At 35.7% G+C, this 12,459-nt stretch carries 9 protein-coding genes and 1 tRNA gene; 6 read left to right on the top strand and 4 right to left on the bottom strand.

Features of this window, described 5'->3' with window-relative positions:
- Positions 1 to 32 precede the first annotated feature (32 nt).
- Together nusA and FTRAC_RS12235 are read right to left on the bottom strand one after the other, a co-directional pair.
- Positions 33 to 1,274 carry a transcription termination factor NusA gene (nusA, locus tag FTRAC_RS12240; RefSeq protein WP_013454569.1) on the bottom strand — a complete coding sequence of 414 codons (1,242 nt, stop codon included), beginning with the start codon at positions 1,272 to 1,274 and terminating at the stop codon, positions 33 to 35.
- Position 1,275: 1 nt separating this feature from the next.
- Positions 1,276 to 1,749 carry a ribosome maturation factor RimP gene (locus tag FTRAC_RS12235; protein ID WP_013454568.1) on the bottom strand — a complete coding sequence of 158 codons (474 nt, stop codon included), beginning with the start codon at positions 1,747 to 1,749 and terminating at the stop codon, positions 1,276 to 1,278.
- 192 nt (positions 1,750 to 1,941) lie between these two features.
- Between FTRAC_RS12235 and cysS the strand changes: the two genes are divergently transcribed.
- On the top strand, positions 1,942 to 3,429 hold the full coding sequence (gene cysS / locus FTRAC_RS12230; RefSeq protein ID WP_013454567.1) for a cysteine--tRNA ligase: 1,488 nt from the start codon (positions 1,942 to 1,944) through the stop codon (positions 3,427 to 3,429).
- Between the two features lie 163 nt (positions 3,430 to 3,592).
- Here the strand turns inward: cysS and FTRAC_RS12225 are convergent.
- Positions 3,593 to 3,666, bottom strand: a tRNA-Asn gene (locus FTRAC_RS12225).
- Positions 3,667 to 3,934: 268 nt separating this feature from the next.
- On the opposite strand from FTRAC_RS12225, the gene FTRAC_RS12220 reads away from it, so the two are divergent.
- From FTRAC_RS12220 to FTRAC_RS12205, 4 genes are all read left to right on the top strand, one after another.
- Complete coding sequence (locus FTRAC_RS12220; protein WP_013454566.1) at positions 3,935 to 4,375, top strand: Hsp20/alpha crystallin family protein; 441 nt, start codon at positions 3,935 to 3,937, stop codon at positions 4,373 to 4,375.
- A gap of 121 nt (positions 4,376 to 4,496) precedes the next feature.
- Complete coding sequence (locus tag FTRAC_RS12215) at positions 4,497 to 5,975, top strand: trypsin-like peptidase domain-containing protein (protein WP_013454565.1); 1,479 nt, start codon at positions 4,497 to 4,499, stop codon at positions 5,973 to 5,975.
- Positions 5,976 to 6,168: 193 nt separating this feature from the next.
- Positions 6,169 to 7,719 carry an L-piperidine-6-carboxylate dehydrogenase gene (gene amaB, locus FTRAC_RS12210; protein WP_013454564.1) on the top strand — a complete coding sequence of 517 codons (1,551 nt, stop codon included), beginning with the start codon at positions 6,169 to 6,171 and terminating at the stop codon, positions 7,717 to 7,719.
- Positions 7,720 to 7,826: 107 nt separating this feature from the next.
- Entirely contained in the window at positions 7,827 to 8,234 is a 408-nt protein-coding gene (locus FTRAC_RS12205; RefSeq protein ID WP_013454563.1) for a response regulator, read from the top strand.
- Positions 8,235 to 8,308: 74 nt separating this feature from the next.
- Here FTRAC_RS12205 and FTRAC_RS12200 read toward each other — a convergent pair whose 3' ends face one another.
- Positions 8,309 to 9,751, bottom strand: a complete 1,443-nt coding sequence (locus FTRAC_RS12200; protein WP_013454562.1) for a hypothetical protein — start codon at positions 9,749 to 9,751, stop codon at positions 8,309 to 8,311.
- 357 nt (positions 9,752 to 10,108) lie between these two features.
- Between FTRAC_RS12200 and FTRAC_RS12195 the strand changes: the two genes are divergently transcribed.
- Entirely contained in the window at positions 10,109 to 12,457 is a 2,349-nt protein-coding gene (locus FTRAC_RS12195; protein WP_013454561.1) for a glucosidase family protein, read from the top strand.
- Positions 12,458 to 12,459: the final 2 nt, after the last annotated feature.

The raw sequence follows: 12,459 nt of genomic DNA, 5'->3' as shown, positions 1-12,459 counted from the left end.
AAAAAATTATTGAACCTGAGTACTAAAAATGTTTACTCAAATTCCTGACTAAATATTTTAAATATTTCGTCTATTGTTTCTTCTTCTAAATCGGTCATTCTAACCAATTCTTCTCTACCTAATTCCAACACTCTTTTGGCAGTGTCAAGCCCTACTTTCTTCAACTCTTCAATAACCCAATCTTCCAATACGTCATTGAATTCATCGATCAATACATCTTCTTCTTCAGCATCAGTTAGTTCACGGAAAACATCGATTTCCATTCCGACTAATTTACTAGCCAATTTGATGTTTTGACCTCCTTTACCAATTGCTAAAGAAACCTGATCTGGCTTCAAATATACAGAAACTCGTTTATTCTCTACGTCTATTTTCATAGAACTTAACTTTGCAGGGCTTAAAGCACGTTGAATGTAAAGTTCCATATTTTCAGTATAATTGATTACATCAATATTCTCATTCTGCAATTCTCTAACTATACTGTGGATTCTTGAACCTTTCATCCCAACACAAGCTCCCACTGGATCAATTCTATCATCATAAGATTCAACCGATACTTTGGCTCTTTCGCCTGGTTCTCTTACAATTTTCTTGATCGTAATTAGTTCATCGTAAACTTCTGGTACTTCTTGTTCGAATAATCTTTCCAAGAAAACCGGAGAAGTTCTCGAAAGAATAATTTTTGGATTTCCGTTTTGCATTTCCACTCTGTGGACCACTGCACGAACAGAATCTCCTTTTCTAAATCTATCTTTCGGGATTTGTTCAGATTTCAGTAACACCAATTCGTTGCCATCCGCATCTGTTAACAATGTTTCACGGCTCAGGATTTGGTAAACTTCACCTGCTATGATTTCTCCAACAAGTTCGCTGTATTTATTAAATAAAATATCTTTCTCAAGGTCTTTTACCTTTTGAATTAAGGTCTGACGGGCAGTAGTCACAGCTCTTCTTCCAAAGTGCTCTAGTTCCACTTCCTCAGCAACCTCTTCACCGATTTCGAAATCAGGCTCAATTTTTCTGGCTTCAGTCAAACTGATTTTATCATGATCCCAGATATCTTCTGAGTTATCATCCACAATTTCGCGGAAACGCCAGATTTCAAGGTCACCCTTGTCAGCGTTTATAATAATGTCAAAATTATCGTCCGTTTCGTATTTTTTACGAATCATGGTTTTAAACACATCCTCCAGGATGCGAATCATGGTGGGACGGTCGATATTTTTTTGCCTTGCAAAATCGGCAAACGATTCTATTAGATTTAATGTGTCCATGTTACTTAAATGAAACCAAGACTTTTGTTTTGTCTATATTTTCGAATGAAACTTTCGTTTCCTCCAACTTTATTTTCTTTTTCCCTTTTTCCTTTATTTCCTGATTTACAAGAATAAAGTCCTCTTTTGCTTCCAAAAGTTCCCCTCTGATGGCTTTTCCATCTGTGGTATCCACTTTAACTTTCCTTCCAATATTTTTTAAATACTGTCTAAGGTTCGTTAAAGGGTGATCCAATCCTGGTGATGAAACCTCCAGCACGTAGGCTTTTTCCAACACTTCGTCTTCTTCCATTCGGTGCGCCAACTGACGACTTACGCTTGCGCAGTAATCAATTGAAACCCCTTCGTCACCGTCTAGTAGTACAACGATTTTCAATTTATCGTTTCCACTAATCACAATATCCACAATAAAATACTGCGGTTCTGTGATAATCTCCCCTAAATAAGCTTTTATTTTTTCGTCTAAACCTATCATTCTACGATAAAAAAGAGGGGACTTAAAAGCCCCCTCGTCATCTTGTTTTACTAACTTTGTTGCAAATTTAGAGTAAATAATTGAGCAAAACAAATAGTGTGGGGTAACAGATTTACATATTATTAAGTTAGATGTGTAAATTCAATCTCGATTTTGTGCCTAAAAAGAGAATCTTATTTATAATTTTGCCTTATGGACAAAGAATTAAAGATACAAAACTCGCTAACAAGACAGAAGGAAATCTTCAAACCTATCAATCCGCCCTTTGTGGGAATGTATGTTTGTGGCCCTACTGTATATAGTGACGCCCACATGGGAAATGTTAGAACGTTCATGAGTTTTGATGTCATTAACCGCTATTTACGCCATTTAGGATATAAAGTACGATATGTCCGGAACATTACCGATGTTGGTCATTTGGTTGATGATGCGGATGACGGAGAAGATAAAATCGGAAAAAAAGCCAAGCTGGAAAATGTGGAACCTATGGAAATCGTGCAGAGATATGCTAATGGTTTCCACAGGGTGATGGATTTATTTAATATTCTTGAGCCAGATATTGAGCCAACTGCCACTGGCCATATAGTAGAACAAATTGAAATCAATAAGAAATTATTGGAAAATGGCTGGGCTTACGAAAAAAACGGCTCCATCTATTTTGATGTATCCAAATATAATGAAGCGCATGAATATGGGATTTTAAGCGGAAGAAAAATAGAAGATCTTCAAAGCAATACTCGAACTTTGGACGGTCAGGATGACAAAAAAAATCCACTTGATTTTGCTTTATGGAAAAAAGCTTCGGATGAGCATATTATGCGCTGGCCCTCTCCTTGGAGTGACGGCTTCCCTGGTTGGCATTTGGAATGTACTGTAATGAGTACAAAATATTTAGGAGAGACTTTTGATATTCACGGTGGAGGAATGGATTTGAAATTTCCACATCATGAATGCGAAATTGCGCAGGCAGTTGGAGCCAATGGCAAGACGCCCGTTAATTATTGGATTCATACTAATATGCTGACTGTAAATGGTCAAAAGATGAGTAAATCCTTAGGTAATTCTTTCTTGCCTACTCAACTGGTGAGTGGGAATCATGATATGTTGGAGCAAGGGTACACGCCAATGACGGTGCGTTTTTTCATGATGCAAACGCATTATTCCAGCACATTGGATTTTAGCAATGAAGCTTTGAAGGCAGCACAAAAAGGCTATAGGCGATTGGCAAATGGTCTAAAAATTATCAAAAGCCTGGTTTTCAAAAATGATGATGGCAGGAAAAATGAAAAAGCCATCAGCCAGATAGAGCAAGCATGCGAAGGCTGCTACAAATCTATGAATGATGATTTCAATACAGCTAAAACCATTGCTCAGCTTTTCGAATTATTGAAGAAGATTAATTCACTGCATACGGGTCAGTTAAAATTTGGTGAAATTGGACAAGATGCTTTTGAAAATCTTTCCAACACCTACCAAACCTTTATGGTAGAAATTTTGGGCTTAAAAGAAGAAACACCTACTGAAGTGGATCCAATAATTGATGCCTTGCTTGAATTTTATAAAAAGGCAAAAGCTGAAAAGAATTATGATCAAGTTGATGAAATAAGGACAATTCTAAAATCAAATAAATTAATCATTAAAGATTTAAAGACTGGAGTTGACTGGGGGTATGAGGAATAGGTCCTGATATATTGTATTATCAATTATAAATAAATGGGTGAATCAAATCAGAGTTGGTTCACCTTTTTTGTCTCAAAGCAAATTGGGGCTTATTAGTAATTAATGTGTAGACCTATTCAAAAAATTAAGCATAAAAAAAGCCTTACATCTCTGCAAGGCTTTGCTCCTCTTCTTGGACTCGAACCAAGGACCCTTTGATTAACAGTCAAATGCTCTAACCAGCTGAGCTAAAGAGGAATTTTTCCGTTTGGGAATGCAAATATGCAAGCCTCTTTTATTATTTCCAAACACTTCTTTCAAAAAAAATAAAAATTATTTCTCATGACGTTTTTTGTCAGCTCCTTAAATCCAAAATTCTTGCAATACGGTCATTTTGTCATATAATATTAATGTTGATTATTAGAATTGTGCCATTATGACTTGTTTTTGAGCTAAAATTGAATTGGTACAGATTTTTCTATAGTGTTGATAGAATTTAATGTTAAACCTTAAAACAATAAAAGCTATGACACTTATAAAGTATAACCCAAGTTTACCAAGTACTGAAAACAAGAGTTTTTCAAGCTTACTTGACAGATTCTTTAACGAATCCTTCAACGGAATCGGTAAAGAGATGCAGCACTTTGCTCCTCAAGTTGATATTGCAGAAAGCAAAAAAGCTTTTGAAATATCAGTAGCTGCACCAGGTATGAAAAAATCTGATTTTAACATCGATATGAGCGATGGTGCAATCACAATATCAGGTGAAAGAAAATTTGAGGAGAAAAAAGATGAAAAAAATTATCACTCGGTAGAAACACAATATGGTTCATTTTCAAGAACATTCCATCTACCTGATAATATTAAAGAAGATAAAATTGAAGCTTCTTATCAAGATGGGATATTGAATATTGTGATTCCGAAAGATGAGCAAAAAGAATTGAAAAGAACAATTCAAATTAAGTAATCCTTAAAGGCAGAATTATTGAAAGGGGCTAAGTGGCCCCTTTTTCTATGTTTTGACAATAAGCCTTAGAACAGTAGCGTTTATTCTGCGTTTGAGTATAGAAAATTTAAAAGAATAAGAGATGGACAAGAGACAATTTTTTATAGGAATTATTTTCGCATCCATATTAAGTGCGTTAATTTCAGTTGGTGGCTACATATATTTTAATCCAAATCCATCAGCAACAGACAAGCAAAATTTTGATGAAATTCAATCCAAAAATGCTCGATTCTCAAGTTTCTTAGATGAAACAGAATATAATGTGCCAGAAGGGATTAATTTTATTTATGCTGCTGAGCAAGTAACCAAAGGAGTAGTTCATATAAAAGCAGAGGTAGAAAGAGATATGCCAAGAGGCATGTCACCTTTTGAAAAATATTTTAGAGAATTTCACGGTGGCGGAGGGTCACAACCTAGAAAAGGGCAATCCTCAGGCTCCGGTGTTATTATCTCGCCTGACGGATACATTGTCACTAATAATCATGTAGTAGAAAACGCATCTAAACTAGAAGTGGTCTTGCATGATAATAGAAGCTATACTGCTAAAGTAATTGGAGCAGATCCAAATACAGATATTGCATTATTAAAAATAAACGAAAAGGATTTAAGCTTTGTAGAATTTGGTAATTCTGATAATGCAAAAATTGGCGAATGGGTATTAGCCGTTGGAAATCCATTTAATTTAACTTCTACCGTTACTGCGGGAATTGTGAGCGCCAAAGCGAGGAGTATCAATATATTAAACGGACAAAACCGATATGGCATTGAGTCATTTATACAGACAGATGCAGCTGTTAATCCTGGAAATAGCGGTGGTGCTTTAGTTAATTTATCTGGAAAATTAATTGGTGTCAACACGGCCATTGCAACACCAACGGGAAGCTATGCAGGATATTCCTTTGCGGTGCCATCTATCTTAGTTAAAAAAGTAGTCAATGATTTAAAAGAGTATGGTGTTGTTCAAAGAGCTGTATTAGGAGTAAATATTGCCGATTTGAATGACCCCAATTTAGAAGGGCGTGAATTTACTACTAATTCAGGAATCTTCGTAGCAGGTACCATTCCCGGCAGTGCCGCTGATGAAGCTGGTATGAAAGAAGCAGATATCATCATTAAAATTAATGAAAAGGATGTTTCCAATGTAGCCGAATTGCAAGAGCAAATTGCAAGATTCAGCCCTGGGGAAGTTGTAGAAGTGACATTCCTAAGAAATGGCAAGAAAAAAACAGCATCAGTAGAATTAAAAAGCTTAACTAATACCACCGAAGTAGTAAAAGCCAATACTACCCAAAAGCTAGGTGGAGCAACTTTTGAAGACTTAACCGAAGATGAAATGGAAGCATTGGATATCTCCGGGGGTTCTAAAGTAGTGGAAATCCAAGATGGAAAATGGAAGGAAATTGGTATTAAAGAAGGCTTCATTGTCACCGCAGTCGACAAAGTAGCCATAAAAAATACAGAACAATTAATATCCACCCTACAAGGCGTACAAGGTGGTGTTTTAATAGAAGGAATGTATCCTGACGGTACAAAAGAATACTATGGAATGGGCTGGCAATAAGCACCAACTTTAGTAAATAATTTTAAAAGGCACTCAAATCTGGGTGCCTTTTTCTTTTGTTATCCTTTAAAAAAAGCCAATTTTGTGCCATTAAAAAACAAGTTGCCCGCTCAAATAATCGGATTTGAGCTAAAAACATACTTTAAACTATTTAAAGACCTATTAACACTTTTTTTTATAATTATTGAATACTATGGACATTAAAAAAACTTACGGCTTAGCAGATGCCTTGAAAAAATTAGGAGTAAAAGACCATAACGGAGGTACTTCAACAGGAAGTAACTGGATGGAAGGTACTGGTAAAATCAGTTCTGTTTCACCAGTAGATGGAAAAGAAATTGCTTCTGTAGGAGTAACTACAGCTGAGGATTATGAAAAAACTATTCAAACTGCAGAAGAAGCCTTTAAAGTATGGAGTAACATGCCTGCTCCAGCAAGAGGAGAAATCGTTCGCCAGTTTGGAAATAGACTAAGAGAATTGAAAGATCCATTAGGAAGATTAGTTTCCTATGAAATGGGAAAATCTTTACAAGAAGGATGGGGAGAAGTACAAGAGATGATTGACATCTGTGATTTTGGTGTAGGCTTATCCCGTCAATTATATGGTTTAACCATCAAGTCAGAACGTCCTGATCACTCTATGCAAGAGCAGTGGCATCCTTTAGGAATTACTGCTATTATTTCTGCTTTTAATTTCCCCGTTGCTGTTTGGAGTTGGAACACAGCTTTAGCTTGGGTTTGCGGAAACGTTACTGTATGGAAACCATCTGAAAAAGCACCCTTAACCGGTGTTGCTTGCCAAAATATCATAGCAGAAGTATTGAAGGAAAATGATATGCCAGAAGGTATTTCATGCTTGGTAAATGGGGACTATAAAGTAGGGGAAATGATGACGAAAGATTCCCGAGTTCCTTTAGTTTCTGCAACTGGATCAATCAGAATGGGAAAAATTGTTGGGCAGGAAGTTGCTTCTCGATTAGGTAAGTCCATCCTAGAATTAGGAGGTAATAATGCTATGATCATTTCAAAAGAGGCTGACTTAAAAATGACCCTAATAGGTGCCGTTTTTGGGGCAGTTGGAACTGCTGGTCAGCGTTGCACCTCTACTCGAAGATTAATCATCCATGAAGATATTTACGATGAATTGATCGATAAGATGAAGAATGCATATGCACAACTTAGCATTGGTAATCCTTTGGATGAGAAAAACCATGTTGGACCGGTAATTGATCAAGATTCAGTAAATAACTACTTAAAAGCTATTGAGAAAGCAAAAGCAGAAGGTGGAAAAGTTCTAGTTGAAGGTGGTGTATTGGAAGGTGAAGGCTATGAAAGCGGCTGTTACGTTAAACCAGCGATCATAGAAGCTGAAAACCATTTTGAAATTGTTCAAGAGGAGACATTTGCCCCAATTTTATATGTGATGAAATACAGCGGAGATGTTGAAAATGCTATTGCATTGCAAAATGGTGTAAAACAAGGCTTATCTTCAGCTATTATGACAAATAATATGCAAGAAGCACACCGTTATCTTTCTTCTAGAGGCTCTGATTGTGGAATTGCCAATGTAAATATCGGGACATCCGGTGCAGAAATTGGTGGAGCTTTCGGTGGAGAAAAGGAGACTGGTGGAGGAAGAGAATCTGGCTCTGATGCGTGGAAAGCATATATGAGAAGACAAACCAATACATTGAACTACGGTAATTCACTACCGCTTGCTCAAGGAATAAAATTCGATATTTAATATTTTCGATGAAATGCACACGAATATTCGTGTGCATTTTCTATATTGAATTGTTTTTAAACAGTATTGATTTTATTAACTTGTTTCCAAATTAAAAATTGTTCAATATGAGTAAGTATCATTCCGTCATGTTAATCGATGATAATGAAATCGATAATTTGATAAACCAGAAAATGGTTGAAGCTGCAGGCTTGTCAAAATATATTTATACACACACTGGTGCGAAAAGCGCGATAGAGTTTTTAAAGAATATTGAGCAATTACAAGATGATATTGTTTCCAGTGTCCTGCCTGATATAATATTCTTGGATATTGATATGCCTTTAATGGATGGCTTCCAATTTTTGGAAGAGTTCAATAAGTTGAAAGATAGCACAAGAGAAAAATGTAAAATAGTGATGCTTACCTCATCTATCAACCCCCAGGATGTTAGCAAATCCAAAAAATACGATGCAGTAAAGAAGTATCTTAACAAGCCATTATCACAAGAAAGCTTGACTGATCTCTCTATCTAAACAAAACTTTTTACCCATAAAAAAGCCATTTGAAACTAATCAAATGGCTTTTTTATGTTTGATTAAATATACTATTACCCTACTAATTTTTTGATCATATCATCATTAAACTCTAATAATAAGGTAGGAGCAAAATGTTGAATAGGTTCCAAGGTTTTAAATCTCTTAACCAGTTCTGCAATTTTCTCTTCTTTGTTTCTCTTTGATTCGCTCAAGGAGATTTTCATAATTTTATTCAGCACTTGAATATTCATACAGTTTTCTTTCCCTATAATTCTAATCTGCCTCTGAATACTATTTATCAACTGATTAAACAATTCATAGTCCTTCATTAAACAATATTCTAACGCCAAAAGTGTTTTGATCTCAAGCTGAGCATTTTGATATCTTTTAAGGCTTACATCATTCAATAAATTATTTAACCATTTTGCAGCATCCTCATACTTTTGATCAAAATGACAACTCAAAGAGCGGTAAGTAGCATAAGTAATATACTGCGGCACATCATCTCTATCTGGTTCAAAATCCTGGAACAATGCTGCGTTCTCTTCTGAAAGCATCACTTTCTCAGGCATTCTTTTCGCGCGCTGCAATTTTGTAATAAGAAATTGAGCAGGATAAGTGAATAAATTAAAGTTTGATAAAAAAGCAGCACATGACTCGTTTACTTCTTCGAAATAATTCTCTGCCTTTCTATACAATCTATAGTGATTATAATACTCTAGTTTTAGGAATTCATATACCAGCTTTAAATGGAAATAAATTGAATCTAAGCTGTACAATTCAAATATTCCATCAGCTTTAGCTAATAAATCCTCAATTGGATCAAGCTCTACATCTGTTTCATCTTCCTCCACAAACAGACGGTGGAATATGTTCAAACAGTTTTTATAGATAAACAAACGGTGAGAATCATAAATTTTGCAGGTGTTAAGCATTTCCTTATTAAGCAAAACCAATTCTAACTTATTAGTCTCATCGCCAGTCAAAGAATAGTTGCCAAATTTAATAAAGTAATTGCTTAATAAATCTTCCGCTTTATCAACAGCCAGCATATAGGCCACATGCCGGTTATACAATTGACTGTACCCAAAATATTCTTCTGTATTTTGATGTAGTTTTTTAAGGGCTTTATACACAATGGTTAATTCATTGGAGAGGTCATAATCAATTAATTCCTTTTCCAACTTCTTTAATGTCGCTATAGCAATAGCTTTTTTCTTGGTGAATATTATCTCATTAATGTTAGCAACCTTTTTAAGAATATCCGTTCTTGGATTTTCCATTTGCTGCAAAAGATATTCTTCAATTTTTTGATTAAGCCTAGATCTTAAGGTATAATAGGCATTGGTGTTTACTTCAAGCTCCTCCATTATGGCGTGATCACTAGAAGAACTTTCACGCATGGACTTAAGCAAATATGCAGATTTCTCCGCTCCACCTGTAGATAAACTTTCATGTACTGCCAAATAATCAGCATCTGAAAGTTGCATGATAATATTCTTGAGTTTTGCCATATTCTTATATATTCAGCATTTTCATGTGTATAATATTTACTTCTTAATAGACTCGCACATTATACCCAGCAAAACAAATTCTAGTTGAGAATTATCAGGTTCTTGTAAACATTATTGCGAGTTGATTAAACTTCAAATCTGAATTTTAACGATCGATTTTGTGTCTTTTCAAAGGAAAGTTAATTATTTAGATGAAAATCACATAAAAAAGTTCAACATTTATCAAAAAACCTTACATCTAAAGCTAATTATTTTATTTAGGGACCGTTTTATCTCATAAATTTACAATCTTTTGGTGGTTTGATACCATTAACGATTAAATTTAAGTTTATCAGTATTTAATCACTCGAACATATTATGAAATACATTTTTCTATTCATTTCAATATTTCTCATTAGTTGTCAAGCTGACAATCCATCAGATTTTTTTACCCAAGTAAACCAGCTTGAAAATATTAAAGGCAAAAAAGAATACATCGAAAGCCCTTTTTTAAGTGCTGGTAGAAGGCTTTATGTAGTAGGTTATCAAAACGGTTCCTTTCCTGACTTAGGCTGGCATGTAAAAGGAGAAATGGGTGGAGTTTGGCTACATCCGATAAAATTATTAGATGGCTATCATGCTGAAATAAAAAATAACAACATACAAGAATGTTTGACGCATGCAAATCAGTTTATCAATTACCCGATTGGAAGTAAACAGGTTTTTAATTTAAAAGAAAGCGGGCTCAATGTTTCTCAGTTCCATTTTGTTCCTGAAAATGAAAATGGGCTAATAATAGCTTATCAATTCGAAAACACTCAAGCCAAAGAAAATCAATTCACATTTTCAGTCAATGCTTCTATCGATTTAAGACCCGTATGGCTTGCTGACTCCCTTAATATTGAAGATGGAAAAGATGAAGGGGAATGGAAAAATCGAGGGTCAGTTTATCTAGCAAAAGACCAAAACAACAATTGGTTTTCTGTCATTGGTGGGAAAGGCTTTCAGCTACCAGAATTAGAAAATTCCTGCAAGGTAAAAAGAAAGGGCAAAGGTTTTGACCAAGCACTGAGCAAATCCTTAACGCTAGAAGGGGGCGAAAAACAAACTGTCTTTTTCATTGTAAGCGGATCGGATAAAAGTGAAAAAGCAGCCTTACAAACTCATAAATATTTAAGCAAAAATGCAAGACAATTGCTAGAAGATAAAATTGCTAGCTACCAAAAAATAGAGCAAAGCAACAATTTAATTACGCGCGATGAAAGATTTAACCAAATGTACCGCTGGTTAAAATATAATTCAGAATGGTTAATGCAGGAAGTTCCTGAAATTGGAACGGGGCTAACAGCTGGAAGTCCTGATTATCCCTGGTGGTTTGGAACCGATAATAGCTATGCAGTACAAGGTTTATTAGCCTCGGGAATGCATGAGCAAGCCCTAGAAACCATCGATCTTATTGTAAAACTATCTAAGAAAGCCAACGGCAAAAATGGACGGATTATGCACGAAGCCTCTACGAACGGGGTCGTTTTTAACCCAGGCAACTTAAATACTACCCCAAAATTTGTGAGCATGCTTTGGAAAGCTTTTTCCTGGACTGGAGATAAAACTTTGCTTAAGCATTACGACTTAGTTAAAAATTCGGTAGAATGGATGGAAAGCCAAGATCAAGATGGAAATGGCTACCCAGACGGTGCTGGGATGATGGAAATCCATGGACTGGATAGCGAAATGATAGATGTGGTAGCTTATCAATATGAAATGTATTTGGCTGCAGCAAATTTTGCTAAAGTTCAAAACGAAAATGTTTTGGCTGATGAATACAGACTAAAGGCTGAAAACCTTAAAAAGAAGATTAATACCGATTGGTGGGTGAATGAGTCTAACTCCTTTGCTGACTTCCGTTCGACTCAACTACAAGCAGTAAAACTTACCGAAGATGCCATTATTCGTGCAGATAGTATTAACAAACCCTGGTCTGTTGCAGAATTAAAATCGACTTTAACATCTATAAACACCACTGATACTGCTGGCACATCACCTTTCGTAGTTCACCACAATTGGATTGTAAATACTCCTATGGAAGTGGGCGTAGCCGAAGACGAAAAAGCACAAAAAGCATTACACACTGCTAAGAATTATCGCAACCAATTTGGGATGTTCGTTACCGGTATTGATCGAGACGAGCAACAAGAAAAAGCTTCCAAGTGGAAATCCTTTAGTTATGTTGGGGCAGTGATGACGCTGCCAACAGGGGTTCAAGCTATAGCAGAAGCTAAGTATGGAAATCCGGATAAGGCATTAGAGTATTTGAAAATGCTTCAAAATTCATTTAGCTATGCATTGCCCGGCTCAATGTATGAAGTTAGCCCTGATTTTGGCATGATGACACAGGCATGGAATATTTATGCCGTAGCTGTTCCAGTGGTTGAGGAGTTTTTTGGAATTCAGCCAAAAGCTTGGAAAAATGAGGTTGTTATTAAACCCAATTTTCCAACCGAATGGAAAGACGTGAGTTTAGAACGCATTAAAATCGGAGATAACTTGGTAGATATTTCCGCCAAAAGAATAGACAATGTTATCAAGTTCCGCATCTCACAATTACACAATTGGAAAATCATTTTTGATTTTAAAGGAGCAAAACATATCATTTACGATGGAAATAAGATAAAGGGTAGTAAAGTCGAATTATACGACAGGCTTCATAATTTGCAAGTTGAATTTTAGTC

The sequence above is a fragment of the Marivirga tractuosa DSM 4126 genome, assembly GCF_000183425.1.
In the GTDB taxonomy this organism is placed as follows: domain Bacteria; phylum Bacteroidota; class Bacteroidia; order Cytophagales; family Cyclobacteriaceae; genus Marivirga; species Marivirga tractuosa.
The sequence above is the reverse complement of the archived record's forward strand: the minus strand, read 5'-3'. Positions and strand labels throughout refer to the sequence as shown.

Bases quoted from the DNA above. Each gene is read 5' to 3' on its own strand.
- nusA (WP_013454569.1), bottom strand. From the start codon at position 1,274: ATGGACACATTAAATCTAATAGAATCGTTTGCCGATTTTGCAAGGCAA.
- FTRAC_RS12235 (WP_013454568.1), bottom strand. From the start codon at position 1,749: ATGATAGGTTTAGACGAAAAAATAAAAGCTTATTTAGGGGAGATTATC.
- cysS (WP_013454567.1), top strand. From the start codon at position 1,942: ATGGACAAAGAATTAAAGATACAAAACTCGCTAACAAGACAGAAGGAA.
- FTRAC_RS12220 (WP_013454566.1), top strand. From the start codon at position 3,935: ATGACACTTATAAAGTATAACCCAAGTTTACCAAGTACTGAAAACAAG.
- FTRAC_RS12215 (WP_013454565.1), top strand. From the start codon at position 4,497: ATGGACAAGAGACAATTTTTTATAGGAATTATTTTCGCATCCATATTA.
- amaB (WP_013454564.1), top strand. From the start codon at position 6,169: ATGGACATTAAAAAAACTTACGGCTTAGCAGATGCCTTGAAAAAATTA.
- FTRAC_RS12205 (WP_013454563.1), top strand. From the start codon at position 7,827: ATGAGTAAGTATCATTCCGTCATGTTAATCGATGATAATGAAATCGAT.
- FTRAC_RS12200 (WP_013454562.1), bottom strand. From the start codon at position 9,751: ATGGCAAAACTCAAGAATATTATCATGCAACTTTCAGATGCTGATTAT.
- FTRAC_RS12195 (WP_013454561.1), top strand. From the start codon at position 10,109: ATGAAATACATTTTTCTATTCATTTCAATATTTCTCATTAGTTGTCAA.